We start from the raw sequence: 26,340 nt of genomic DNA, 5'->3' as shown, positions 1-26,340 counted from the left end.
TCTTGCGACCGAGACAAGGCCTCTTGGAGGGCGACACGTCATCCACCGCTTCGACTGACAAGCTCGATCAACCCGTTTTATTGGAGAAGACACATGCAAGCACGCACACTCGGCAATTCGCTTCAAGTCTCCGCACTCGGTCTTGGCTGCATGGGCATGAGTTCGGCCTACGGCCCGCCCGCCGACAAGCAGGCGATGATCCAGCTCATGCGCAGCGCCCACGAGCGCGGCGTCACCTTGTTCGATACGGCCGAAGCCTACGGTCCGTTCGTCAACGAGGAACTGGTGGGCGAGGCGCTGGCGCCGATCCGCGATCAGGTGGTCATCGCCACCAAGTTCGGCTTCGACATCGACCCGCAGACGGGCCGACGCGGCAGCGGCACCAACAGCCGGCCCGAGCACATCAAGGCCGCAGCGGAAGGTTGCCTCAGGCGCCTCAAGACCGATCGCATCGACCTGTTCTACCAGCATCGCGTGGACCCGGACGTGCCGATCGAGGACGTGGCCGGCGCGATCAAGGATCTCATCAGGCAAGGCAAGGTCAGGCATTTCGGCCTGTCAGAAGCCGGCGTGCAGACAATCCGCCGGGCGCACGCCGTTCAGCCGATCACTGCTGTCCAGAGCGAATACTCGCTGTTCTGGCGCGGCCCCGAAGCCGAGCTGCTGCCGGCGCTGGAGGAACTCGGCATCGGCTTCGTGCCGTTCAGTCCGCTCGGCGCCGGATTCCTGACCGGCAAGATCACCGAAAGCACCCGGTTCGATCCGACCGATTTCCGCAACAGCGTTCCGCGCTTCTCGCCGGAAGCGCGGAAGGCCAACATGGCGCTGGTAAATGTCGTCAAAGCGGTCGCGGAGCGCAAGCACGCGACGCATGCCCAGGTCGCGCTTGCCTGGCTGCTGGCGCAGAAACCCTGGATCGTGCCGATCCCCGGCACCACCAAGCTGCATCGCCTCGAAGAGAACCTTGGCGCGCTCAGTCTCGATCTGACCGCCGGTGATCTCGCCGAAATCGACACCGAGGCGTCGAAAATCAAGATCCAGGGCGAGCGGCTCCCCGAAGCCGTGCTCAAGATGTCGGGGCTTTGAATCACATCACCGTTACTTGGCAAGAGCATTCGACATGCAAACACGCACACTCGGCCACAGCGGTCTGGAAGTCTCGGCCCTCGGCTTTGGCTGCATGGGATTGAATTACGCGTTCGGCCGCGGATTGGAAAAAGCCGAGGCCATCGCCATGGTGCGCGCGGCGCACGAGCGCGGCGTCACCTTTTTCGACACCGCGGAAGTCTATGGGCCGTACACGAATGAACAGATCGTCGGCGAGGCGCTGGCGCCGATCCGTGAGCAGGGCGGCAACCTTGGGACGATCTGGGCGCGCGCCGGACACGCAGTGACCTTCAGCTAGCGGTCGTTGTAGGACGACCCACGAAACAGACTGCCAAAAAGGAAATATGAAAAAAGTAATTGCAGCAATCAATATGACGATTGACGGGTTTTGTGATCATACCTCAGGTATTCCTGACGAAGAAATACATCAACATTACGCCGACCTGTTGAGAAGCGCTGATACCGCTTTATATGGCAGGATAACCTACCAGCTTATGGAATTTTGGCGAACCGTGCTGGAAAATCCCACAGGTGATAAAGCAATGGACGACTTTGCAGTCGCAATAAACAACACCCCGAAGATTGTTTTTTCCCGCACACTAAAAAGTGTAGATTGGAAAAGTGCGAAATTAGCAAGTCAAGACCTTGAGAAAGAAGTTGTGGAACTCAAACAACAATCGGGTAAAAACGTTTTTGTGTGCAGTCCGAGCTTGATTGTAGCTTTGACGAAGCTTAATTTAATAAACGAATATCAACTTTGTGTTCACCCTGTTATCGCAGGAAGTGGGTTGCCGTTATTTAAAAACATCAGCCAAAAAATTACGCTTAAACTCATACAGACCAAAACGTTTAGCGGTGGTGCGGTCATTCTTTATTATGAACCGACAACCGCAAGAACAACGAACCGCTGACAAGGGTTTGGCGTAATGGCGGCTGACGTGCTTCGTATCAACGGCAGTGCTAAAATGCCGCCACTACGCCAATCCCCGAACCGTTATCCGCACAGCCGCAAGAAACTGGAAAAGCCGGCACAAGACGCCGGCAGCCGGGCGCGTGCGGGTACGCCGCATGAGGCGGCACAGAACGCAGACGCCATAACGGTGGCGGTGCACTGGTCACGCATGGACGATGTGCTGAAGCAGGCCGGAAGGCGGAAACCGCTTTCGGCGACGCGTTCGCTACGGTCACACCGATGTCACCTCGACCTGACCTAAAGTCATGGCACGCCGCCCTCGTAGTTCAAGAGTGCATGCGTCGCGAAGTCGAATTGCCGCGCCCTGCCAAAGACTCTGATGCTCAACGCAACCGAAGGGAATATTTCATGAAGCAGCCTCTCATCGTCATCGCCGTCGGCGCCACCCTGCTGCTCAGTGCCGCTTCGACCTTTGCGCAAGGCATCGCGATCACTCCTGCCGGCAAGACGCCCACCCTGATCGGCGACGCCAGCAACTTCTCCGGCCAGGCGGCGGTGGACATCAAGGCCGCGGGCAGCAGCGGCCGCCAAGGCAGCGTTGGTCAGGTCGATTTCATGCCCGGTGCGCGCTCGGCGTCGTCGTAGGTGAAGGTCTCGTTGTGCGAGAGCTTGTTGCGCACATCGCCCAGCTCATTGACCACCGAGCGTTCGGCGCGACCGAGGACGGCCTTGTTCACGCGCATTTCGTTCCGCAGGTATATCGAGAAGCGGCGCTCGCCACCGGCCACTCCCATCCCGATGGTATGCCTGGCCTGCCTGCATGGAGCGAAACCGATATGCTTGCCACGATGGATAGACAAGGTATCGACGTTTTGTTCCTTTCCATCAGTTCTCACGGAGTGCACTTCGGAAACGACGCGGCAGCTCGTCGCTTGGCGCGAGTTGTCAATATCGAGGGCTCTCGGCTGAAGGCACGCCACCCATCGCGCTTCGGGCACCTGGCATCGCTGCCCCTCCCCGACGTTGAAGGGTCTTTGGCAGAAATCGGATTTGCGTTCGATATGCTCAAGGCGGACGGCTTGAGCCTGGAGGTCAATTGTGGCGGCATCTATGCAGGAGACGCCAGGTTCGACCCCGTGCTTGCCGAACTTGATCCCCGTGGAGCGGTACTACTCCTTCATCCCATATCTTCCCACATCACCACATTGCCCATGCTGCGCGCAGATCGTGGGGAACTTGCCGGCACCCGTAATCGAGTTCATGTTCGAGACCACCCGAGCCGTCACCAACCTGTTGATCGCAAAAGTACCGCAGCGGTTTCCTGGCATCCGCTTCATCATCCCGCATGGTGGAGCCGCGCTATCGGTTCTGATCGACCGAATCGCGACCGGCACCACCATATTGCCCGGCATGGGGGACTCCTCACCGGATGATTCCATCTACGCGATGGGCAGTTTCTTTTATGACTTGGCTGGCTCCCCTGTCCCCAGGCTGCTGCCCGCATTGCGCACGCTGGCCCCCGAGCAGAGAAGCCGTTCAACGTCGTTCCTACGCCAAAATTACGTCATGATGCTGCTCAGCTATTGATAATAGTGCTATCTGTGAAACGGCATATAAATAATACGGTTCGGGAGGAACCGCTCTAGGAGCCTGTCCGACATTGCCCTCCAGAAATTTCTTGGCAAGCCCCTCCGAGTCGTGTACCGGTACGAACACCGAGCCACACCAGAGGAGGCCCTGCGATGACGATGCGCACCTTTCGTTCCTATGACCCCGATGAGCTGTGGCTGTTGCCGCCGTCGCCGCGTGACTGGTTGCCGGAGGATCACCTGGCGTACTTCCTGGCCGATGTGGTGGAGGAACTGAACCTGCAGCCCATCCTCGCCACCTATGGCGGGGTGACGCGCGGCACGGCGCCGTATCATCCCCAGCTGCTGGTGAAGGTGCTGCTGTATGCGTACGCCGTCGGGATTCCGGCCTCGCGGCAGATTGCCCGGAAGCTGGAGGAGGATGTGGCGTTTCGCGTCCTGGCGGCGAATCAGCGGCCGGACTTCCGGACGCTCAGTGATTTTCGGATGCAGCATCTGCCGGCGCTGGCGGATCTGTTTGTCCAGGTGCTCCAGCTCTGCCAGCGGGCGGGCATGGTCAAGCTGGGCCACATTGCGCTGGATGGCACGAAGGTCAAGGCCAATGCGTCGAAGCACAAGGCGATGAGCTACGGACGGATGGTGACGGAAGAGGCGCGGCTGCAGGCGGAGGTGGCGGCCCTGCTCAAGCAGGCGGAGGCTGCCGATGCGCGGGATGATGCGGCGTATGGCCCGGACCGGCGGGGTGATGAACTGCCCGCCGAGCTGGCACGTCGGGAGCAGCGGCTGGAAACCATTCGGGCGGCCAAGGCGGTGTTGGAGCAGGAGGCCCAGGCCGAGGCCACCCTCAAGCAGGCGGCCCGCGAGGTTCGCGAGACAGAAGGACCGCGCCGGGGACGGCCCCCGCAGCCGCCCCGCTCGGTGCCTCATCCGAAGGCCCAGCGCAACTTCACCGATCCGGAGAGTCGGATCATGCCGGCGTCGGATGCCAAGGGGAGTGTCGTGCAAGGGTACAACTGCCAAGCGGCCGTCGATGCACAGGCGCAGATCATTGTCGCGGCCGACGTCACCGATGAAGCCAATGACAAACAACAAGCGCAACCAATGTTGACCCAGGTGCTGGCGAATACGGCGCAGGTCCCCCGGACCGTGAGTATGGATACGGGGTATTTCAGCGAGGCGAATGTCGCGGCCCTCACGGCGCTGGGCTGTACACCGCTTATCCCGCCCGATCGCCAGCTTCACGGCCCGGTGGTGCCGGCCGCGCCCCGAGGCCGACTGCCAGCGGGTCTGTCGGTGGCTGACCGGATGCGCCGCACGCTCCGCACGACGCACGGTCGACGGCTCTATGCCCGGCGCAAAGCGATTGTCGAGCCGGTCTTTGGCCAGATTAAGCAGGGCCGCGGCTATCGACAATTCTTGCTACGCGGGATGCGGCAGGTGCGCGGGGAATGGGCGCTGATCTGTACCACACACAATGTGCTCAAGCTCTGGACCGCCCTGCGCTGTCGATGCCGACGCCCCGGGGACGGGCTGCGGGCCCTGAGCGGCAGTCGGAAGGTGACCCGGAGAGGACGGCACTAGCGGGAGGGCTCTGTGCCGATCCAGGTGCCGCCGAACACAAACGGACTCACCGGTGAAGAACAGGCTTCTCTTCCATCAATGTCGGACAGGCTCCTAGACATGTAAAATGCGTTAGCGTGTCTAAGTCCTAGGCTTGAACAACAGATCGGCGTGGTGTTCAATGTTCACATTTAAGAGCTCGACCTGAAACCGGCATTGGTGCAGGGATCAAATTTCAAAGAATACCGCCTATGGGTCTGCGATCGTAGCCATCGTGATTGATCTTCACACCATGCCGCATAAGCCTAACGCCGCCTGATGCGGCGCGGACTGGTCATGCCGGCCCCGACCTTGCGCCGCAAGCCCGGCGGCCGCCGCTTCCGCCTGATGCGCAAGCGTCACGCCAAACGCCTGTCCAAGGATCTCAAGCCGACCATGCCGCGGAACCTCACCGCCGTCTCATATGTCATGAACCCGGACATCACGCTTGACCCCGTTCTGAAGCGCATGCACAATGTCGACAGGAGGAATGAGATCATGAGCATTACCTTCCCCCAAATCCCCGAATTCACGGGGCTCTACAAACCCAGCCGCGTGGAAACCCAGATCGTCGACCTGGAAATCGAAGGCACCGTTCCCCCTGTAATCCACGGCACATTCTTCCAGGTTTCGCCGGACTCTTACTATCCGCCGATGCTGGGCAAGGATATTTTCTTCAACGGCGATGGCCTCGTCTCTGCCTTCAAGTTCGAGAACGGCCATGTCAGCCTTCGCCGGCGCTATGTCCAGACCGCCCGACTGAAGGCGCAATGGCGCGAACGGCGCTCGCTCAACGGCGTTTACCGCAACGTCTACACCAATGACCCGCTCGCGGCCGCGAACAATACCACGTCCAACACCACTGTTTTGTATCACGGTGGCGTGTTGCTGGCGATGAAGGAGGATGCGCTGCCCACCGCGCTCGATCCGGAGACTCTCGAGACGCTCGGCGACTGGGATTTCAACGGGCAGATCAAATCGGCAACGTTCACTGCCCACCCCAAGGTTGATCCCAACAACGGCGATCTTCTCTGCTTCTCCTATGAGGCTAAGGGGGATGGCACGCCTGACATCGCCTATTTCGAGATCGACGCCACCGGCAAGCTGAAGAAGGAGATCTGGTTCAAAGGTCCCTACGCGGCAATGATCCACGATTTTGCCGTCACCGCCCGCCACGTCGTTTTTCCGCTTATCCCGCAGACCGTCGATATCGAGCGGATGAAAGCCGGGGGACAGCATTTCGAATGGCAGCCAGGCCTGCCCCAGCTCTTTGGCGTCCTGCCTCGCGACGGCAGTGCAGAGGATGTCATGTGGTTTGAGGGGCCGAAAGATGGCTTTCAAGGCCATACCCTTAACTCCTACGAGGAAGACGGTTTCCTGCAGGTCGACATGCCGGTGACGACCGGCAACGTCTTCTACTTCTTCCCGCAGGCGGACGGCTCAGTGCCTCTCCCCGAAACGCTCAGCTCGCAACTGATGCGCTGGTCGTTCAACCTCAACGGCCCGGGGGATCCCGGCGTGGGCGAACAAGTTCTTCAGCCACGTCCCATCACATCCTTCCCGTGTGAATTCCCGCGTTGCGACGAGCGTTTCACTGGCAAGCCTTATGAGCACGGCTTCGTTCTGGCCTCCGATCCCACGCTGCCATTCGACGAAAGCCTGGGAGAACGGCCGTTCCAGTTCTTCAACCAGCTTGCCCATGTCAACGTGAGGACGGGGAAGACTGACGCCTGGTATCCGGGCAACGCCCAATGCTTCCAAGAGCCGATCTTCGTGCCGCGTTCGGATGATGCTCCCGAAGGTGATGGATATGTCATCGCGCTTCTCAACCATCTCAACGGCGACAACACGGAACTTGTCGTGCTGGATTCGCTGAAGATGTCCGCGGGTCCGGTGGCAAGGATCAAGATCCCGTTCCGCCTACGCATGTCGCTGCACGGAAACTGGACGCCCGCGAGCGCGCTTGCGACTGCAGGCAAGCCGGCCTGATCCGCAAACCTACCGTTCGCGACATGCCTATTTCGGCAAGGATCAGTGGGGGCCCTACGCTCCTGGACTCAAGGCGCTTGAGGATGCGACGACAATCCTCGGATGGAGGCTGCTTGCTTTCGAGAACGGCAGATTTAAGGGGTTTCCCGCGCAGAACGTCATCGCCGATAAGGGAACGACAGCAAAAAGATCGTCGAAACCGTCGAGCAATCCGGCGCAAAAGCCGTAATCCCGCCGCGCTCCTGCGTCAAGAACCCGCGCGAATGTGAGATCGTCCAGCAGCTCTTGGTTCACCCCAAGGGCTGTTGGCGGTTCGTTTTGTTACGAGTGGATCCTGAATGAGGAGGTCATCCATGCCCATGTTTATGCAATCTTTTACCGCCCAGACTTATGCCTTGATGCGCATCGTCACCGGATTCCTATTGCTCTGGCACGGCACCCAGAAGTTGTTCGGGTTCCCTGGAACGCCACACCCCGTTCCTCCCTTTGTCGCATACATTGCCGGTCCGATCGAATTGATCGGCGGCACGCTCGTGATGATCGGCCTTTTTGCCGGGTGGGCGGCGTTTTTCTGTAGCGGTCTGATGGCCGCCGCCTATTGGATGGCGCATGGTACACAGGCGCTGTTGCCCATTCAGAATATGGGCGAACTCGCGGTTCTCTATTGCTTCACGTTCCTATACATCTCGTCGCAAGGGTCCGGCATCTGGAGCGTGGATGCGGCGCGTGGCGAAACCGCCGGCTTTTCGAGAACGCCATCACCAATGGCGCATTGAAAGGGGGGCATGATATCCATGTGCCGAGAGAGATTCTATAGCGAGTGAAAGATTGTTCTCAGCAATGTAGTTGTCGGCAGCACTCATGAACTGAAGGAGAGGAGGATTCATGGCGAAGTCAGACAACGAAACAGGCACTGGTTCCACGATGGGCAGCGGCGCCCCGGCGCCGAGCGACCGCAACTCGCTGACGATCGGTCCCGATGGCCCCATCATGCTTCACGACGTGCATTTTCTGGAACAGATGGCGCACTTCAATCGTGAGAAGGTTCCCGAGCGCCAACCCCACGCCAAGGGTGCGGGCGCATTCGGTGTCTTCAAGGCGACCGAGGACGTCTCCGCTTACACGAAAGCTGCCTTATTGAACACCTATCTGTTCGACGGCCATATGGCCTACCACCACAGCGGCAACGCACCGGTCTATGCCACCAACAGCGGCGGGCGAAGCTGGTCGATCAAGTCTCGGGCAGCCTGCTCGGCGGCGTCCGCGGCGAGGTGCTCGAACGGGCCTTCCAATACTGGAAGAACATCGACGCCGATATCGGGAAGCGGGTCGAGGCGAGGGTGCAGGCGGGCGGTGCGCCGAGACCCGCCAAAGGCATAGGCAAGGGCTGAGACCGCCTCTGCCCGCGCCACGCCGTCGGCCCTGAAGCTGCGCGTCCATGTGAGCAGACGAATGCTGTTGTCCTCGATCAAGCTCGACGAATCTTGTTCTTGCAGCATCATCGGGCGGACAGTGCTCGGCGGAGGTGCGGCGGAGATCGACCCTGGGATGCCCGATAAGCAGGCAACCATTCGGCGGCGGTCGTGATGACGGTCGGCGGAAAGGAGCAGGAATGGCAAACACATCAAAGATGCAGACCCGAGAGATCAAGGCGGCCGTGGTCCGCAAGAAAGGCGGGCCGTTCCAGATCGAAAGCCTGCTGTTGGAGGAGCCGCGCCCCGACGAGGTCTTGATTCGAATCGTCGCCACCGGCAGGTGCCACACCGATATGGTCGCGCGCGACCAGCTCTATACCGTGCCGCTGCCGGTCGTGCTGGGCCACGAAGGAGCCGGCGTCGTCGAATGAATCGGCGGCGCGGTCGAGAAGCTCGCGCAGATTACCGGAGGGGGCGCCGACTTTTCACTGGAATCGAGCGGCAGGCCCGCCGTGCTGCGCCAGGCCATCGATGCCTTGGCGATTAAAGGCGTGTGCGGCATTGTCGGGGCCCCGGCTTTGGGCACAGAAGCCAGCTTCGATGTGAACGGGGTCATGACCACCGGCAAGCGGATCATCGGCATTATCGAAGGTGACAGCGTGCCGGACATCTTCATTCCGAGCCTTGTCGAACTCTACACACAAGGACGGTTCCCATTCGACAAGCTGGTGAAATTTTACAGCCTTGATCAGATCAATCAGGCGGCGGAGGACAGCGAGAAGGGCATCACGATCAAGCCGATTGTCCGTTTCGGGTCATGACCACCGGCGCCGTTGAGCCACGTTGTTTCACAGGAGGTCGAATCACATGAGTGCTCCCACACGTGCGCGTTACAGCGGGTACGATAAGCTGTACATCAATGGCCAATGGGTAACGGGCCGATCTTCTCACGTGGTACGGGTGACCGACCCCTATGATGACAGTCTGCTCGCGGAGATCCCCGGTGCCAGCTTAGACGATGTGAACCAGGCGTTTGAATCCGCCAAGAAGGCCCAAACCGGATGGGCCGCCGCTTCTCCGGGCGAGCGAGCCCGGGTCCTCCGCCGCGCCTACGATATCGTTAAAGCGAGGAAAGATGAAATCGTCGATTGGTCGATTCGCGAATCGGGGAGCGTCCGCATCAAGGCTGAAATCGAATGGCAAGCGGTCGTCGATATCATGGAGCAGGCCGCAGCGGCGCCCTACCGTGTGATCGGCCACATCATGCCCTGCAACATTCCCGGCAAGGAATGCCGGGTGTATAAAAAACCGTTGGGTGTGATCGCCGTGATCAGCCCATGGGATTTCGCCATGCATCTCTCGAACCGCTCGGTCGCGCCGGCCCTGGCGGTCGGCAACGCGGTGGTGCTCAAACCTTCGAGCGATACCCCGGTGACCGGCGCGTTGATGCTCGCGAAGATTTATGAAGAAGCCGGGCTGCCCGCGGGGTTGTTCAACGTGGTCGTCGGCTCCGGTTCGAAGATCGGCAACCCATTTGCTCTGCATCCGATTCCTCGCCTCAATTCGTTCACCGGCTCAACCCCTGTCGGTATCGGCATCGGCATCAACAGCATGAAGAGCCCGATCATCAAGAAGATCGCACTTGAACTCGGAGGGAATGGCCCTCTTGTCATCCTGGATGATGCCGACATGGACATAGCGGTCAATGCCGCCGTCTTCGGCAAATTCATCAATCAAGGGCAGATCTGCATGATTGCCAACCGCATCATCGTTCATGAATCGATTCATGAGGAGTTCGTGAACAGGTTTGTGAATCGCGTCAAGAAACTCAAGGTGGGCGATCCCAAGGAGCCGGACACAGTCATCGGACCAATCATCAACAAGCAGCAATGTCAGGGAATCATGGCGCACATCGAATCGGCCCGCAAGGAGGGCGCGAAGGAAATGGCAGGCGGGGAGCCAACGGGATTGGTGATTCCGCCGCATGTGTTTACCGGCGTGACGATGAATATGACCATCGCGCGAGAGGAAATCTTCGGTCCAGTCGCGCCGATCATCAAGGTGAGGAATGAAGCTGAAGCCTTGCGGGTCGCCAATGACACCGATGCCGGACTGACCGGCGCCGTCATTACGAAGGATGAAAATCGCGGATTGGCCTTTGCGCTCAAAATGGAAGTCGGCATGGCCCATATCAACGATCAACCAGTCAATGATCTTGCGAACAATCCATTCGGTGGCGAGAAGAACAGCGGGCTCGGACGCTTCGGCGGCGACTGGATTATCGAGGAGTTCACGACTGCGCAGTGGGTGACGGTGCAGCATACGCCGAGGCAGTATCCGTTCTGACAGAAGGCGATGCCGTGAATGAAAAGGCCAAGATGTTGGCCAGAGGCCGCTGTTTGCGTGCGACTACGGGTACAACATCCGTCTAGGCATCAACGGGTTCGTCAACTTCAGCTGTGTGTTCCTGGATTGCACGCCGATTGAGATCGGAGATTACGTCCAGATGGGGCCGGCCGTCCAGCTCTACACGACGACCCATCCGCTCGAAGTGGGAGCCCGAGTTGTTGAGTGTAGGCGTTTCAGTTTGAAATGATTCGGAGGACGACATGAAAATCGCGCTTATTGGGGCCACGGGATTCGTCGGATCGGCACTCCTCAAAGAGGCTCTGGACCGCGGGCATGAAGTCACGGCCATCGTGCGGCATCCGGAGAAGCTGCCTGCACATGCCAAGCTTCATCCTCACAAAGTGGATATCGACAATGTCGATGAATTGTCGCCTGTGCTGGCTGGTCAGGATGCCGTCATCAGCGCCTTCAGTCCCGATAAATCCGATCCTGAGATTCGGGAAAAACATGTGCAAGGCATCCGGACAGCGATGGCCGCTATGAAGCGGGCCGGTGTGAAGCGGTTGCTCGTGGTGGGCGGAGCGGGGAGCCTCGAAGTCAAACCCGGTGTTCGGGTGATCGATACGCCCGATTTTCCCGAGCAGTTGAAGGGCACGGCTCGCGCCACGGCAGATGTTCTGCAGTTGTTACGACATGAACATGACCTCGAATGGACCTGCTTGAGCCCCTCCGCGATGTTACAACCAGGAACGCGGGCCGGGAAGTTCCGCCTGGGAACGGATCAGTTACTCACGAATGCGCGTGGTGAGAGTTCAATCTCGCTCGAAGACTATGCGGTAGCCATGATGGATGAAGTGGAACGACCGGCACACATCCGACAACGCTTCACCGTTGGATATTAAGGAGCGGATCGGTAAGTCACCGCAGAGCAGCGACTCCGCTCTCGTGCGCCCCTGCCCAAGGACTTCTCCGGACCGGACGCGACCTGAACGGTCGTCCGGACAAGAAGCACCTTGATCTCGGCCGCCGCCGCGATGACAATGTCCTGAGGTAAGGCAGCTTCTCTCCAAGAGAAACGTCCATGAAGCAGACGCGCGACGCATCCGCCGACCGCCTCTCTCCTAACCGCCGCAAGGTCCTCGTGATCCCGGCCTGTGCAGGCTCAAACGGTACGGCGGAAGACATGGCGCCGCTATGTCGATGATGTCGTGGCCGCGCTCCACCGGGCGCTTCAAGCCGACTATGTGGTGCTCGGCGGCGGCAACGCGAAACGGCTCATGACGCTGCCTGAATGAGCGCATTGGGCCACAACAACCACGCGTGTACCGGCGGCTTTCGCCTGTGGGAAGAAGCCTGGAAGGACGAGCGCCCTTCCTGCGTGGTGCGGTATTCGAGGTGACGGCATGAACCCTACGAGAATCGTCATCATCGGCGGGGGCTTCGCCGGCGTGAAGTGCGCAAGGACTCTGCGCAAGAAATTGTCGACGAACACCTGCGAGATCGTGCTGTTCAGCCGGGAGAACAACATGATCTTCTACCCATTGCTGGCGGAAGTGGCGGGTGCGGCGATCAATCCGAGTGCGGTCACGGCGCCGTTACGTCAGATGCTGCCCGGAGTCCGCTGTCGAACCCAAGAAGTCCGGCGCATCGACCTGGCCACGTCAGAGGTGGAATACGAACGATACGATGGTCGTCCGAGTCGTATGACGTTTGATCATGCGGTGCTGGCTTGCGGGACTGCCGTCAATCTGAGTGTGGTCCCCGGCATGGCCGACCATGCATTCCCACTGAAGTCCGAGGGCGATGCCATGGTCTTACGATTTCACGTGATGGCACAACTTGAAAAAGCCGAAGTCTGTGACGACCCGGACCGGCGACGGTGGTATCTCTCGTTCGTCGTGGTCGGCGGCGGCTTTACCGGAGTAGAGACGGCCGGCGAGATCAATGATTTGATCAAAGCCGGCATGCGGTTTTACAGCAACTTCACCGCCGGTGACGTGACGGTCACGTTGGTGCACAGCCACGATCAGATTCTGCCGGAAGTGAGCCCGACACTCCGGGAGTTTGCCCGAACGAAGATGGAGCAGGCCGGTATCAAGATGATTCTCAACGCGCGCGCGACGATGGCCACTGCCGAGGGCGTCGAACTGCACGATGGTCGAATGCTCCGCGGCGCCACGGTCGTTTGCACGATCGGCACCACGTCGCCGCTTCTAGTGGACCGGCTCGATGTGTCCAAGGAGCGCGGACGACTGCTGACCGAGCCGGATCTGCGCGTGCGCGGGACGTCGAACCTATGGGCGATCGGCGACTGCGCACATCATCTGTCCGGTTTAGGGTGCGTCTTCAAGGAGGGCCACCATGACACGGGTGACCGTACTCCAGGAGGTGCGACAGATGCGCTTTGAAGAACTGTACGAGCGGCGACAACGGCGGGAACTCACGATGGCGGAGGCGTCGGAGATGCTGGGCAGCACAGAGCGGAATTTATCTGAAGATCGGCGGCGCAAACACGCTCTATGTCAACAGTGCGCACACCAAACGGCTGCAAGCGCTGCCGAGATATGATCCGCAACGTATGCAGGCGTTGTACGATGCCCATGAAAGAGGAATCGAGATCCTGAGGCGCTTTTCCGATGTGCGCTGGACCTATGTCACACCGGCGTACAAGTTTGCCCCGTTTGGGATATACACAGGCAAGTACTATGTCATGGGAGACGAATTTACGCCGGGCAAGGACGACAATCGGAATGACTACATCAGCTACGCTGACTATGCCAAGGGCATGATCGACATCATCGAACGGCATCAGTACATCCGGGAGCGCCGCATGGCTTTATTCCCTCGCAGGTCGAGCGGTTGCGTGTGGAGACGCATAATGCCTTCGTCGCAGGAAACTTGGTGCCTGTCACGTCCCAAGTGTCCGGCATTATCACGAATGTGCTGGCAGAGGAAACCCAATTCGTCAACAAAGGCGAACTCGTCATGACGCTGGATGCCAATGAGGCTGCAGCCACGCTCGGTCAAGCGCGTGGCAACCTTGGCGAAACTGTAAGACGGATCGCCGCACTGTATGTGCACAGACGGCAGTTTGCGGAGAAACTGGCGGCTCGGCAAGCGCGATTGGATGTCATTCGTCATGACATGGCGCGGTATCGCTATGTCTCTCCCCACGGTGCAGTTCCAAAACAGGTAGTTCAAAATGCCGAGGATCACATGAGGGCGTTGGAGGCAGATGTCCGTGAAACACAGGCGGAGTTGGAAGCACTCGATGTACAGATCGGGAGAACGACCGTCACAGAGCATCCAGCCGTGCAGCTAGCCAAATACCAATTCGTTGAAGCTCAGCTCCGCTACGGCCAGCAACAGATTCACTCCCCGGTTGCGGGTTATGTCGCCAAACGGAAGGGACAAGTTGGTGACCGCGTTGCACCCGGCGTGACCCTGATGACCATCGTGCCGCTGGACCATCTGTGGGTGGAGGCCAATTTGCGTGAGACCGAGCTAGCTCATGTTCGACCTGGTCAACCGGCGCTGGTGTCCGTCGATATGTACGGCAAACGATATCGTTATCACGGCACCGTCGAAGGATTGGTGCCTGGCTCAGGCAGTGTGTTTGCGACGCTCCCCCCAGATAATGCCACTGGGAACTTTATCCACATCGTCCAGCGGGTACCGGTTCGGATTGCACTACCTAAGGAAGAGCTGATGGAAAACCCTATTCGGCCAGGGCTGTCGACGGTCACGCAAATCGATATCAGCGAACCCGGCCAATCGGTGTGGACATCCCGCACCAACACATCGACCGCGGAATATCACACCGATTTTTTTGAAGAAGAACTGCAAGAGGCCGATGCCATCGCCCGTGAGACCGTCAACGAAAATTTGCCATTGGAGCCGAGTGAACCACACAACCTGCAACCACTTGTCCAACTCGAGCGCGGTCACGACTTGGATCGACGAGACGGGAGAGCAGACGGATCAGGAACTATTGCTCCGGGTGATCGCAGCCCTGAGCCATTACGGGAACAGCACGACTTTACACCCCAATCACATGTACCACCCAGGAGCCCCGATCTTGGGCTGCCGAGTTCCCCGCTTTCACCATCGACTGCCGGCCCCGGCTCGGGCCTTCTAGGAACTGAGGCCGGGCGTATTCCGCCGCCTGCACCGTCGGGAAACATGGAAAGATCGCGAGATAGATTGAGACGCTAAACATCGGGCGTCAGGAAGCAAACAAAGCTATCCGGCTTGCAAAGAGGGAGCACTGAAAATGCTTAAGCAAATTGGCCAATTCATCGGGCTCTTCGGACAATGTCCAGGGTACCGACAAATTTCTCTTCGCAGCGTACTGACTGGAGCAGGCATTCTGACCTGCCTGTCCATGGGAATGGGGTGTACCACACAAACGCAGATTGCCTCTGGGCATCCCGCTATGAATGTTGACCATGCGCGAGACCTTGCCTTTCGGTATCGAGAAGAAGCCTTAGTCTTGAGCAAACTGGCTGACGGCCTTGAGCTCGAAGCGAACAGCGTTTCGACACAATCTCAGCACCTCGGATCCGTTACAGCGGCCGACCCTCGTATTCATAACCTTCGTAAGCAGGCAGAAGCAGCATTTGAGCGGGCTCGTGAATACAGAGCGGAAGTCCCTCACAATCAAGTCTACTAAATGACGTGGAAGGTCTTTGGCGAATACCTGGAAGAGTGTGGTGCTCCGTATCGCACCGCCACCCCATCGGGGAGAGAACCACCCGTCAGATCCCAGCTAGACCGTGTTGAGGTCTGCCCCCCGCCCTCCTCATGATTCAAGTCCTGCTAGGCGTGGTGTTGCCTGTGAGCAGCAACAAGAAGGTTGGAAGTACAATTACCACCAGCGGCACTTGAACCAGAAGACCAGAGATAATGGCGATCGCGAGCGGCTTCTGCATGGCCGATCCCTCGCCAATGGCCAAGGCTAACGGCAGCAGGGCAAGAATGGCGGCTAACGTCGTCATCGTAATGGGGCGGAGTCGGTTTAATCCTGCCTGGATTAGTCGGCCTCGTAGGTCTACAGACCTTGGCAAATCCTGATATTCGCAGTAATAAAAAATGCCCACCTCTGTGACGATCCCGAGGACCATAGTGAGTCCCATCAGCGAGGTGACATTGAGTTCCGTGCCGGTCCACCAAAGGCCGATGAACACCGCAGGGATAGTGAGGAGCGTCGTCAGGAGCATCAAGGCTGCGACTCGTAGGCTCTCATACAAGAAGAGCAGCACGACAAAAACGAGCACGGCGGCTGCAATGAACACCCCTAGCAATCCCCGAAACGCCGTCTGCTGTTCCTGATACAGGCCGCCAAGGTGATAATACACGCCCTTCGGCAGGAAGCCAGGCCGGTCCAATCGTTCGGTCATCTCCACGATCGTGCTCCCGAGATCTCGACCGCTAATGCGAGCCGTGACCGGGACCATGGTCTTGAGATCTTCCCGCTTAATTTGCGGTTGGCCCGTCATGACCTCCATGGTCGCCACACGCTTTAGGGGAAAGAGATGTCCGTCTGGTGCCCGCAGTCGTAACATCCCAAGGTCACGCGCGGTCGCTCGGGTCCTTTCGTGAACCCAGACACGGACTCCGGTCATTTTGACGCCCTCCTGCACGTGTGTCGTGACGGCGCCGGTCACATAATCCGTCAACATGAGGGTGACGGCGTCCGGCAAGAGTCCCTCCAAGGCGGCTTTCTCCCGATCCACACGAATCTCCAATGCGTCACCGGCGACCACCAGGCCGTTCTTGACCTCCACAATCCCGCGGACCGTGCCAATCGTGTCTGCCACCTGCCCGGCCACTTCCCTGAGTAGGGGGCCGTCATCCGAAAACAATTTCACTTCGATCGGCTCTGGGACTGCGGTGAGATCCCCAATGAGATCCTCCATGAGCTGCGCCATTTCGATTTGGAGACCCGGGATGTGATGTTCGATCCGCTGTCGGACCTCATCCATCACGGCATGAATGGGCCGACGAGGCAGCGGCATGAGGCGCACGAACAGATCGCCATTATTCGCCTCCGTCAGCCCACCGCTCAACCGGAGACCGGTCCGGCGGGAATAGGTCTGCACCTCGGGCGTGGCGCGGAGGATCGTCTCGAGTTGACGCACGAGGCGATCCGTCTCGCTGATCGACGTCCCAGGCGGCGCCAAATAGTCCAGCACAAAGCCGCCTTCATCCATGACGGGCATAAACCCAGATCCGATCTGGCGATACCCCACCCATCCGAGGACCAATAACGGGACCAGCACGACGGCCATAAGCCAGGGGGCGCGCAGCACGCGCGTCATCAACGAGGTGTACCCGGTGTGCACGCGCGCGGTCCATGTCCCACCCCTGTGCGGCTCAGCATCGTGCTCCCGTAAGACGTGTAACGCGAGTAACGGGACGGCAAGCCAGGCGATGAGAAAGGAAATCACGAGGCTGGCGGCCATCGTGAGCGACAAGGCTTTGAAAAAGGCCCCGGTGACGCCCGATAAAAACGCCAGCGGAACAAAGATAATAATCGTCGTGGCGGAGGAGCCGACGAGCGGCCGCGTGAATTCTTGCGCGGCCGCGAGCACGCGGTCCCGCCAGGGTCCGATCCCGCCTTGCAGCCGGCGGATGACATGCTCAATCATCACAATGGCATCATCGATTACGAGACCGACGGCGGCGGCCATGCCGCCCAGCGTCATGATGTTGAAGCTCATATTGAGCACAAAGAGCAGCAGAATCGTGACCGCCAGCACCGTGGGGACCGTGACGGCGGCAATGAGTGTGACTTTCACATTTCTGAGAAATAACAGAATGACCAATGACGCCAATATGATGCCCATAATGACCGCATCACGCACGCTGGAGGCGGAGGCGAGGATTAATTGACTCTGGTCGTACCAATTGACGACCCGCACGCCGACGGGGAGCTGTTTTTGAAGATCGGTTAACGCGTGCGCCACGTCACCCGCGATCGTGACCGTGTTCCCACCGGGCTGCTGGTAGACCTGAAATAAGACGGCATCCTGGCCATCCGCCGTAACACGCGTCCATTGCGGCACCGTGCCGAGTGTGATGGTGGCAATATCCTCGAGAAGGATCATTCCATCGGGCCCGGAACGGACGATCGTCTGCTCGAGTTGGGCCAGATCGTGGAATTGGGTGTTGAGCATCACCAGATAGAGCTTGAAATGGTCTTCCAACCGTCCAACGGCCGTCACCACATTGGTCGCGGACAGGGTCCTGGCGAGGTCATTGAGCGTCAATCCGAAGGAGTCCAGCTTGACCGGATCGACCATCACCTGATATTCCGCGGCAGCGCCTCCGAGAACGCCGATGCGAGCCACCCCGGCAATGGTAGAGAGCACTGGTCGCACCTGGTAAAAGGCCAGGTCATGGAGCTCGGTCAAGGAATGGTGATCGGAAATCAGGCTATAGCCCAGAATCGGAAACACGGTCGGATCCATTCTCCGGACGTCAATAACCGTATTTGGTGGAAGCGATCCCCGGACCTGATTGATGCCTGATTCAATCTGCAACATGGCCGAGACCATGTCCTCACCCCAGCCGAACGTGATAGAGATCTCGGCGCTGCCACGACTCGTGGTCGAACGGACATGGCGCACACCTGGCACGGCCCGAACGGCCTCTTCGACGAGGCGCGTCACCTCAATGGCCATGCGATCCACAGGGCGATTGCCTGCCTCAATCCCGACTTGGATCCGGGGAAAGGTCACATGCGGAAAGAGGCTGACCGGCAGGTTGAGACTTGAGGCCAGGCCCGCGAGCCCGAAGGCCAGTACGAGAAACAGGATAGACCGACGGTGAGCCTGGATCCAATGCGCCAGGTTCATCGAGGCACGTCCACGTCAACCGCCATGCCATCGTGCAATTGATTCTGTCCCACGATGACGATCCGCTGTCCCTCGTGCAGGTCACTACCGCGCACCTCGATCTGCTCCCGATTCTCCAGCCCCGCCTGGAAGACATGGCGTGTGGCGTGTCCGTCCTCCACGCTATACAACACCAAGTGCCCCTCCTGTTGGAGGACGGCACTTCGCGGGACCACGAGGCCTTCCTGGGAGGCGATAATGATCTCGCCGCGCACATATTCATTTAAAAGCAGGCGGTCCTGTGGTCCTGGCGCCGCGAGGACCTCCACGAGTCGGGTGGCGAGATTGACCTGTTGCGTCACCACCCGGATTTCTCCTTCCATAGGCTCACTGCCGGTCCCATGGACCGGAAACAGCCGAACGCGCTGCCCCTTCTGAAACAATCGCCGATCTTCCTCCTCCACGCCAAACCGGACCAGGATATGTTGATCGTCGATCATCTCCACCAATGAACCGCCAGGGGGAACAATTTGTCCTTGGCGGACGTGCACCAAACTGATGACCCCTCCGGTCGCGGCCCGAAGGATTTGCTCGCGCCCCGCCCCTCGCTTCTCCAAGCTGTTCGCCCGGAGCGTTGCCGCGTGCAGGTGCTGCTCAGCCTGGAGGAGATCCTGCCTCGTGGCTAGATTCATCTTCAGACGTTGCTGCATCAGCGTGAATTGGTCTTTCGCTGTCTGTTGTTCCTCCCGAGCGCCGTCCAGGAGCAGCTTCGTTTCATGGCTGGGTTCGACTTCCACGAGGGGCGTGCCGAGTTCCACCACGCGTCCGGTCGTCACCAAGACCTTCCGGACCTGGCATTCATAGGGTACGCTGAACGTCTGTGACTCATCGGGTGCGGGTAAGGTGGACCCGTACACGGTCAAGGTTTCTTCGATCACACGGCGGTCGAGATCCATGACGGTCACCTTGGCATGAGGCTCATGTGACTCAGCCGTCGAGCCCTCCTGGGCCACGGTGACACCGTGTTGTTGGGAGGTGGCAAACAATGCCGGCCAATAACTGAGCCCGACGCCAATCAGCACGACTCCCACCACAATCACCGTCATGTATTTTCCCTGACGCGGTGTCATGGGAGTGTTTTCCCCTGCATGGGCACTGGCGAAGGAGAGAGCTCGATGTCCTGAATCCGATAATAGCCCGTCTCCAACTCCAAGGCGATGAGCATGTCAATGAGTTGTTGTTGGAACGTCAGAATTTGGATTTGCTGGGCCGTCAGGTTGATGAGCGCCGTGTAATAGAGCACGACGGTGGCTTGCCCTTGACGGAGGGCCTCTCGCAGCGTCACGACCAACTTTTTGAGGATCGGTTTGCCGGCCTGCGCCATGGCCACCTGATCATTGAGCCAGTGGATTGTGACGAGCAGTCTGGCGATGTCATTACGTGTTTGAAAGACGCGGTTGGTGTACTCGTCCAACAGTTTTTGCCGCGTCGCCCGCTCGATGGCAATGTTCCCCTGATTGCGGTTGAAGATCGGGAGATCGGCTGAAATTTGAGGCCCCGGCCGGTAAAAATTCCCTAGATCGCGCACATCATACAGGCCCACCGCGACATTGGAGAACTGGCTGAGAATCGCCGCGCGCACGGTGGCTTCCTGGCTGCTATACCCTTGGCGGAGGGCCACCAAGTCGAGACGCCGGTCTTCCAGACCATTCAGAAACCACTCCAAGGTGGGCGGCACCAGCCGAGCCGGGAGCGCAATCGAGCGATCGAGCGGGAGGGCACTGTCGGGAGGTAAGCCTACGAGTCGATTGAACGCGACCTGTTGCTGGCTCACCTGCTTCTCCAGTTCGAGCCGATTCGTTCGAGCATTGATATGGGCCGTCTCGGCCGCAGACAGCTCCAAACCTGTGAGAATGCCGCGTTGCAGCGCCTGCCGCATTTGCGTGACGTTCTCCGTCAGGAATTCCGAGAGCTCAGTCGCCAGCAGCGCTTGATTCCGAAGCGTCACCAATCGATAGGCCGCTAATTTTGCCGCCTGGGCCACTTGCCACTCCTGCCATGCGACATCCAGATCGACCGCCTGGGCCCGCGCTTCGGCAGCCTCGACCCGCGCGCCACGATTGATGAGCGTCTGCAAGTCCCACATCAAGCTTCCCCCGAATTCCGTGACCGTCCCTAGAGGAATCGGGCCAGCCGGGATACCCGACAGAAGCCCCGAAGGGCTCTGGCCGCTGATCGGGATCGAAAGAAAGTAGGTGAGGCGCGGATTCGGCAAGATGCCGGCTTGGAGGACTTGTCCTGCCGCAATCGCGCGTTGATCGCGCACGGCTCGCAACCCAGGATTGGCGAGGACGGCCAGCACCGCAGCTTCGTCCGGCGACAGACCATCTCGGTCATCAAAATCGAGGGGCTTGAGAATGGGGTGGTGAATCTCTTGTGCGGCAATGCGGATCCGAGTCATGCTGGGCGTCTCTCCGGCGGCATCGGAGGACAGCGGCAGGGGGTGATAGCCGGTGCACGCCGGCAAGATCGTTCCGAGCGCGACACCAAGAATGATAGGGACGACTGATATCTGCATGGTCCTTCAACCCTACCGCACCCAGTTAACCCCAGAGTGATCCGGACATTACCGTTTGGTCATGTAGAGCTCACGGCTTGCTTGGCACAGAAAGACGAAGGAGAATGCGAGGTGCACGGTAGCGAAAAAGCCAGAATCCGATCCTATGCATTCTCGGGAGATCGCGTGTGAGGGTCCTTATCATCGACGACGATATGCGCACCGCCTCGTTTATTCTCAATGGGTTGAGGCAAGCTGGGTTTGTGGCCGATCATGAGGGCGACGGCCAAAACGCGCTACATAGAGCCGTGCCCGAACCGTACGATGCGGCGGTGATTGACGTCATGCTCCCATCCCTAGACGGTCTGTCACTCGTTCGCGAACTGCGCCGACGGAGAGTGCGACTTCCAGTCCTGATCTTGAGTGCGAAGGGGTCCGTGCAGGATCGAGTGCAAGGGCTATCCGATGGTGGCGACGACTATTTAACGAAGCCATTCGCGTTTTCGGAGCTGCTGGCACGGCTCCAAGCTCTAATCCGACGGGCGCAAGGGATTTCTGAACCGGCTCGACACGTAGTGGGGAACCTGTCAGTCGATCTGCTCACCCGTAAAGTGTTTCGTGGTGACCGATTCATTGATCTTCAACCCCGTGAATTCGCCCTCCTCGAATATCTCATGCGTAATTGCGGGCGCGTGGTGTCAAAGATCATGATTATGGAGCACGTCTGGAATTATAACTTTGATCCTGAGACGAACATTGTTGAAGCGCGAATCTGCCGCTTACGTGAGAAGATCGACCGTGGACCGGATCCCAAGCTGATTCACACGGTGCGGGGCATCGGGTATGTGCTGCGAGAACAGCATGCGTAAGATCTATCGGTCGCTGACCTTTCGATTAACACTCTGGTACGCCGTCGTTTTTGCCGTTTCCCTACTCTCGATGCTGCTGGTCGTGTATCTGATGCTTGCCCAGCGGATGGACACACGCATCGATGAATTGCTTCTCTCCGATGCCCTCGAATTCAAACACCTTTACCGGTTATACGGCATAGACAACATGGAGGCAGAATTCGCCCGAGAAGCCGAGGTGGCTGGGACTGATCAGGTATTCTTTCGTCTCCTCTCGCGTGATGGTCGCCAACTGAGGGCGTCCGACCTTCATGCTTGGAAAGAGGTTCCCGTGACGCAGTCAATATTGGACCACCTCGCCCCGGATCAACCGGCGTTCGAGACGATGAGAGTCCCCGGCCAGCCCCATCATGTGCGCGTGGTCTATTACATCACGGCAGAAGATCGGAATGTTCTGCAGGTGGGATATTTGCGCCGAGATGATGAGCGCTTCTTGGAAGAGTACCGACACATATCTGCGGCCGTGATCTTGGCCGGTCTTTTCTTGGCGGCCTCGCTCGGTTGGTTTATGGCCCGGCGTGCGCTGGGGGGAGTAGAACATGTGACCGAAACGGCAAGAGTCATCGGAACAGGGGACTTCGCTCGGCGGGTTATTGTGAGTAATCGAGGCGATGAAATTGATCGCCTGGCGATCACCTTTAATCTGATGTTGGATAAGATTCAATCACTGATTCTGGAGTTAAAGCAGGTCACGAGTGATATTGCGCATGATCTGCGCAGCCCGATTACACGGATTCGCGGCATGGCGGAGGCGACGCTCCTTGTGGACACGACCATTCCAGCGTATCAAGAAATGGCGGGTCTCGTCGTGGAAGAAAGTGACCGCCTCGTCGCCATCATCAATTCCTTGCTTGAGATTGCAGAGGTGGACGCAGGAGTCGCCCAGTTGACTTTGTCAGATGTTGACATTGGACTCATGGCCCAAGACGCTTGCGACCTGTTTCGCCCGGTCGCAGAAGACAAGGGAATCGCGCTCGACATGAGAGCGCCTCTGACGCCGGTCATTGTGAGAGGAGACAAGGGGCGCCTTCAGCGTGTTCTGGCGAATGTCCTCGACAATGCTCTGAAGTATACACCTCGAGGTGGGCAGGTCCACCTCTCCGTGGAGAAGGGCACTTCTGACGTCAAGCTGTTCATTCGTGATAGCGGCAGTGGGATTGACGGGCAGGACCTTCCTCACATCTTTGACCGCTTTTATCGCGCTGACCGAAGTCGCTCGACCTGCGGGAATGGATTGGGGCTGAGTTTGGCATTTGCCTTTGTGAAGTCTCACAACGGCCATATTGACGTCGAAAGCGCTCCTGACAAGGGCAGCACCTTCCGTATCGTGTTGCCAGCTTAATCCATCCTCCACTGGCAGACCATCCTATAATTTCATAGCCGTCCGTCGGGCGGTGAGGCCGCATCGATATCTAAGGGGAGCACGGCGACCGATCGATTTGAAAGGGGAATGAGTGGGGCAGTTGGTACTTCTTCGACATGGCCGATCACAAGGGAACCTGGAGAATCGATTCACCGGGTGGATCGATGTCCCGCTTTCAGCAAAGGGCAGGGAAGCAGCAATCGCTGCCGGCAAGGAACTCGCACATTATAGGTTTGATCGGGCGTTTACTTCCCGGCTTGTGCGAGCAATTGAAACGCTCAGTTATGTGTTAGCGGTAGTCGAACAAGGATCTATTCCTAATGAGAACGATGAGGCACTCAATGAGCGGATGTATGGAAGTTTATAAGGATTGAATAAAGACAAGACGGCCAACCGGTATGGAGAGCATCAGGTCTTACTATGGCGTCGAAGTTATGATGCCAGGCCGCCCGGTGAAAGCTTACAAGACACGGCCGCTCGTGTGCTGCGTACTATCAACGTAAGATACAGCCTCACGTACTGGCCGGAGAAACGGTCATTGTCGTCGCGCATGGCAATAGTCTGAGGACCTGGTGGTGCATCTTGACCATCTTTCGGGAGAACAGATGATGCACGTGGCTGTGCGCGCTACCATCTGATTGCCAGAAATAACTGGGAGGCGATGTGCCAAGTATATTCAGGACTGTACGCGCAACTCCGCATTAGTACCAAATGCTTTGAAAGCGAACTCCTCCCAGGTGCCTTCTGAATCGTTTTGCACAAAGATAGCTTAGTGGAAATTTCTTTGACTATCCCGCTGGCCGGGTATCATTCGCGACCGGCCGAGAGGGCTTTCACGTCATGCGGGCTTTCAGGGCTAGCCTTCTCCCGCTAACTTGAAGTAATGTACAGGCAACAGGGGATGGAGTCCCCCGTCAACCGCCTTTCCGAAGGCTGATGACTCCTAGGCTATCTTGATGTAGCTGCGGAGTTGTCCTATTGCTGTGACAACCGCTCCCAGGCGGTTTTTTTATGTCCAGCAGTCGAATTGATGGAGGATTGTTGAATGGAACAGATCTTTACGGTTGCATCGCTTTGGCTGTCTCTCGCTGTCCTCTCTTCCCTCCTCGCGTTCCAACTGCGCGTATCGGTCGCATTGGTCGAAATTTGTGTGGGCGTTGCCGCCGCCGCGCTGTTGAGCTGCTGGGGGCTGCCAGAAATCCTCACGCCAAATGCTGAATGGGTACGGTTCCTTGCGGCGTTTGGTGCCGTCGTCCTCACCTTTCTTGCTGGAGCGGAACTTGATCCCCAGGTACTGCGGTCGAAACTGCGAGAAGTCAACGTGGTGGGCTTCGTAGGTTTCGCGGCACCGTTTCTCGGGTGTGCCGCTGTTGCCTACTATGTCCTTGGATGGGATTCCCGAGCGAGCTGGCTCTGTGGCGTGGCCCTTTCGACGACCTCCATGGCGGTAGTGTATGCCGTGATGCTTGAAACCGGTCTAAATAAAACCGAGTATGGCAAAGGGATTCTCGGGTCCTGTTTCATCAATGATCTGGGGACGGTGATTGTCCTCGGTCTACTCTTCGCTCCATTTACCTATAAGACGATCGTCTTTGTCCTCGGAAGCGCCCTGGTCTTGGCGTCATTGCCGACAGTTACCGCATGGTTAACCCGTCATCTGGCTCACCGAACCGCCGCCATCCGTACAAAGTGGGTGATGCTCATTTTGCTTGGGCTGGGCTCATTGGCCTTATGGTCGGGTAGCGAAGCCGTGCTTCCTGCATACATTGCGGGCATGGTGCTTGCCGGGAGTGCGGCCAAGGATACGCACTGGATTCGTCGGCTGCGCACACTCACCGTGGGGCTGCTCACGCCCTTCTATTTCATTCGTGCCGGTACTCTCGTCTCGCTGCCGGCGTTGCTATCTGCTCCGCTGGTGTTCCTCGCGCTCTTGGCTGGCAAGGTCTCCTCCAAAATCTTCGGTCTATATCCGATCATTGGACTGTTTCGACAGGACCAAAATGAGCGGTGGTACTACACGCTGTTGATGTCCACGGGTTTGACATTCGGCACCATCTCGTCGCTCTATGGTCTGGCGCATGGCATCGTGACTCAAGAACAATACTCCTTCTTAGTGGCGGCCGTTATTGCGAGCGCTGTCGTTCCCACCCTGATTGCTAGCTGGAGGTACACCCCGCGGCATCTCTTACCCCGTGATGAAATACATGGCAAAGGCCCCGGACGGATCAATGGTCTGAGCGAGGAGGGATAGGCTCATCTTTTCGTCTAATGGCAAGGATGCCGCAATCGAGCCCGGCGATAGCTCTTCGACAAGATCCTGCAATACGGAATTACCCCCTAGCCTTTGGGTGGAAGTTCCTCACTGATGGGGGAATTCTGCCCAACCCACGTTCCTTGGCCCGTTTATCCTCTGATAGTGTCTGTCGGCCTAGCCTCATTCCTGCTCAAAGCCTAATGCGTCGATCCTCCTATTAGTGTCAATGGTTTCATGATCATGCCGGAGTGACTCTTCCAATTTGCAAGGAGTGCATCGCTCTGCAGTCGCATGGTTCGTGCCTGCTGGTCCGCGACTTGCTCAGTCCTTCTGTACAAACGGCTCAAGCGGGACCTTCTGAGAGACATGAGGTTTTTTCAGAGCTCACTGCTCGCGGAGGTGCGTGGCGCACTGAGGTCTTCTCAAGGTTTTGCCGCCATTGCCGCCACAGAGGTGGTG

24 protein-coding genes, 1 pseudogene and 1 riboswitch are annotated in these 26,340 nt (G+C 58.4%); of the genes and pseudogenes, 20 read left to right on the top strand and 5 right to left on the bottom strand.

The genetic code is table 11. The annotated features are described in order from the left end of the window. The first annotated feature begins 93 nt into the window (after positions 1–93). Genes V9G17_01040 through V9G17_01020 form a run of 5 tightly spaced genes read left to right on the top strand, consistent with a single transcriptional unit; the run spans position 94 to position 2,665 of the window. Positions 94–1,086: an aldo/keto reductase gene (locus V9G17_01040; GenBank protein MEI2751159.1), complete on the top strand. Its 993-nt coding sequence runs from the start codon at positions 94–96 to the stop codon at positions 1,084–1,086. Positions 1,087–1,120: 34 nt separating this feature from the next. Continuing rightward, the gene (locus V9G17_01035; protein ID MEI2751158.1) at positions 1,121–1,405 is read left to right on the top strand and encodes an aldo/keto reductase; all 285 of its coding nucleotides are present in this window, start codon (positions 1,121–1,123) and stop codon (positions 1,403–1,405) included. A gap of 46 nt (positions 1,406–1,451) precedes the next feature. Next, complete coding sequence (locus V9G17_01030) at positions 1,452–2,018, top strand: dihydrofolate reductase family protein (protein ID MEI2751157.1); 567 nt, start codon at positions 1,452–1,454, stop codon at positions 2,016–2,018. Positions 2,019–2,033: 15 nt separating this feature from the next. After that, positions 2,034–2,321: an NAD(P)-binding domain-containing protein gene (locus tag V9G17_01025; protein MEI2751156.1), complete on the top strand. Its 288-nt coding sequence runs from the start codon at positions 2,034–2,036 to the stop codon at positions 2,319–2,321. A 35-nt stretch (positions 2,322–2,356) separates the two neighbouring features. Beyond that, positions 2,357–2,665, top strand: coding sequence for a hypothetical protein (locus V9G17_01020; GenBank protein MEI2751155.1), 309 nt, complete (start codon positions 2,357–2,359; stop codon positions 2,663–2,665). On the opposite strand, the gene V9G17_01015 is transcribed toward V9G17_01020, so the two are convergent. Further along, a complete protein-coding gene (locus tag V9G17_01015) occupies positions 2,623–2,916 on the bottom strand; it encodes a Swt1 family HEPN domain-containing protein (protein ID MEI2751154.1) in 294 nt (97 codons plus the stop codon). The genes V9G17_01020 and V9G17_01015 overlap by 43 nt on opposite strands. A gap of 364 nt (positions 2,917–3,280) precedes the next feature. Between V9G17_01015 and V9G17_01010 the strand changes: the two genes are divergently transcribed. From V9G17_01010 to V9G17_00995, 4 genes are all read left to right on the top strand, one after another. After that, positions 3,281–3,607: a hypothetical protein gene (locus tag V9G17_01010; protein ID MEI2751153.1), complete on the top strand. Its 327-nt coding sequence runs from the start codon at positions 3,281–3,283 to the stop codon at positions 3,605–3,607. Between the two features lie 155 nt (positions 3,608–3,762). Then, positions 3,763–5,190 carry an IS1182 family transposase gene (locus V9G17_01005; protein MEI2751152.1) on the top strand — a complete coding sequence of 476 codons (1,428 nt, stop codon included), beginning with the start codon at positions 3,763–3,765 and terminating at the stop codon, positions 5,188–5,190. A 315-nt stretch (positions 5,191–5,505) separates the two neighbouring features. Then, positions 5,506–7,197: a carotenoid oxygenase family protein gene (locus tag V9G17_01000; GenBank protein MEI2751151.1), complete on the top strand. Its 1,692-nt coding sequence runs from the start codon at positions 5,506–5,508 to the stop codon at positions 7,195–7,197. A gap of 353 nt (positions 7,198–7,550) precedes the next feature. Continuing rightward, positions 7,551–7,973: a DoxX family protein gene (locus V9G17_00995; protein ID MEI2751150.1), complete on the top strand. Its 423-nt coding sequence runs from the start codon at positions 7,551–7,553 to the stop codon at positions 7,971–7,973. A gap of 420 nt (positions 7,974–8,393) precedes the next feature. Here V9G17_00995 and V9G17_00990 read toward each other — a convergent pair whose 3' ends face one another. Continuing rightward, positions 8,394–8,699, bottom strand: a complete 306-nt coding sequence (locus V9G17_00990; protein MEI2751149.1) for a hypothetical protein — start codon at positions 8,697–8,699, stop codon at positions 8,394–8,396. Positions 8,700–8,908: 209 nt separating this feature from the next. On the opposite strand from V9G17_00990, the pseudogene V9G17_00985 reads away from it, so the two are divergent. From V9G17_00985 to V9G17_00950, 8 genes and pseudogenes are all read left to right on the top strand, one after another. Beyond that, positions 8,909–9,040 (top strand): annotated as a pseudogene (locus V9G17_00985) (alcohol dehydrogenase catalytic domain-containing protein). 3 nt (positions 9,041–9,043) lie between these two features. Then, positions 9,044–9,433 carry a zinc-binding dehydrogenase gene (locus tag V9G17_00980; GenBank protein ID MEI2751148.1) on the top strand — a complete coding sequence of 130 codons (390 nt, stop codon included), beginning with the start codon at positions 9,044–9,046 and terminating at the stop codon, positions 9,431–9,433. A gap of 46 nt (positions 9,434–9,479) precedes the next feature. Beyond that, positions 9,480–10,958, top strand: a complete 1,479-nt coding sequence (locus V9G17_00975; protein ID MEI2751147.1) for an aldehyde dehydrogenase family protein — start codon at positions 9,480–9,482, stop codon at positions 10,956–10,958. Positions 10,959–11,221: 263 nt separating this feature from the next. Next, positions 11,222–11,863, top strand: a complete 642-nt coding sequence (locus V9G17_00970) for an NAD(P)-dependent oxidoreductase (GenBank protein ID MEI2751146.1) — start codon at positions 11,222–11,224, stop codon at positions 11,861–11,863. Between the two features lie 252 nt (positions 11,864–12,115). Next, complete coding sequence (locus tag V9G17_00965; GenBank protein MEI2751145.1) at positions 12,116–12,256, top strand: hypothetical protein; 141 nt, start codon at positions 12,116–12,118, stop codon at positions 12,254–12,256. Positions 12,257–12,364: 108 nt separating this feature from the next. Continuing rightward, on the top strand, positions 12,365–13,369 hold the full coding sequence (locus tag V9G17_00960) for an FAD-dependent oxidoreductase (GenBank protein ID MEI2751144.1): 1,005 nt from the start codon (positions 12,365–12,367) through the stop codon (positions 13,367–13,369). 493 nt (positions 13,370–13,862) lie between these two features. Beyond that, positions 13,863–15,176 (top strand): HlyD family efflux transporter periplasmic adaptor subunit, encoded by a 1,314-nt coding sequence (locus V9G17_00955; protein MEI2751143.1) that lies wholly within the window; start codon positions 13,863–13,865, stop codon positions 15,174–15,176. A gap of 58 nt (positions 15,177–15,234) precedes the next feature. Further along, positions 15,235–15,633 (top strand): hypothetical protein, encoded by a 399-nt coding sequence (locus tag V9G17_00950; protein ID MEI2751142.1) that lies wholly within the window; start codon positions 15,235–15,237, stop codon positions 15,631–15,633. 136 nt (positions 15,634–15,769) lie between these two features. Here the strand turns inward: V9G17_00950 and V9G17_00945 are convergent, their stop codons facing one another. From V9G17_00945 to V9G17_00935, 3 genes are read right to left on the bottom strand one after another with little or no spacing between them, the layout of a single operon-like run. After that, complete coding sequence (locus V9G17_00945; GenBank protein MEI2751141.1) at positions 15,770–18,820, bottom strand: efflux RND transporter permease subunit; 3,051 nt, start codon at positions 18,818–18,820, stop codon at positions 15,770–15,772. Beyond that, complete coding sequence (locus tag V9G17_00940; GenBank protein MEI2751140.1) at positions 18,817–19,929, bottom strand: efflux RND transporter periplasmic adaptor subunit; 1,113 nt, start codon at positions 19,927–19,929, stop codon at positions 18,817–18,819. The genes V9G17_00945 and V9G17_00940 overlap by 4 nt, the downstream gene beginning before the upstream one ends. Beyond that, the gene (locus tag V9G17_00935; protein MEI2751139.1) at positions 19,926–21,377 is read right to left on the bottom strand and encodes a TolC family protein; all 1,452 of its coding nucleotides are present in this window, start codon (positions 21,375–21,377) and stop codon (positions 19,926–19,928) included. The genes V9G17_00940 and V9G17_00935 overlap by 4 nt, the downstream gene beginning before the upstream one ends. Positions 21,378–21,544: 167 nt before the next feature. Between V9G17_00935 and V9G17_00930 the strand changes: the two genes are divergently transcribed. The 3 genes from V9G17_00930 (at position 21,545) to V9G17_00920 (ending at position 25,878) form a co-directional block, all read left to right on the top strand. Beyond that, on the top strand, positions 21,545–22,225 hold the full coding sequence (locus V9G17_00930; protein ID MEI2751138.1) for a response regulator transcription factor: 681 nt from the start codon (positions 21,545–21,547) through the stop codon (positions 22,223–22,225). Further along, the gene (locus tag V9G17_00925) at positions 22,218–23,606 is read left to right on the top strand and encodes an ATP-binding protein (protein MEI2751137.1); all 1,389 of its coding nucleotides are present in this window, start codon (positions 22,218–22,220) and stop codon (positions 23,604–23,606) included. The genes V9G17_00930 and V9G17_00925 overlap by 8 nt, the downstream gene beginning before the upstream one ends. Positions 23,607–24,515: 909 nt before the next feature. Continuing rightward, positions 24,516–24,580, top strand: a riboswitch (Fluoride riboswitch). Positions 24,581–24,672: 92 nt separating this feature from the next. Further along, complete coding sequence (locus V9G17_00920; GenBank protein MEI2751136.1) at positions 24,673–25,878, top strand: cation:proton antiporter; 1,206 nt, start codon at positions 24,673–24,675, stop codon at positions 25,876–25,878. The last annotated feature ends 462 nt before the right edge of the window (positions 25,879–26,340 follow it).

Origin of the sequence: Nitrospira sp. (assembly GCA_037045225.1) — a bacterium.
GTDB lineage: Bacteria > Nitrospirota > Nitrospiria > Nitrospirales > Nitrospiraceae > Nitrospira_A.
Note: the sequence above shows the minus strand (reverse complement) of the source record. Positions and strands in the feature narration are given on the sequence as shown.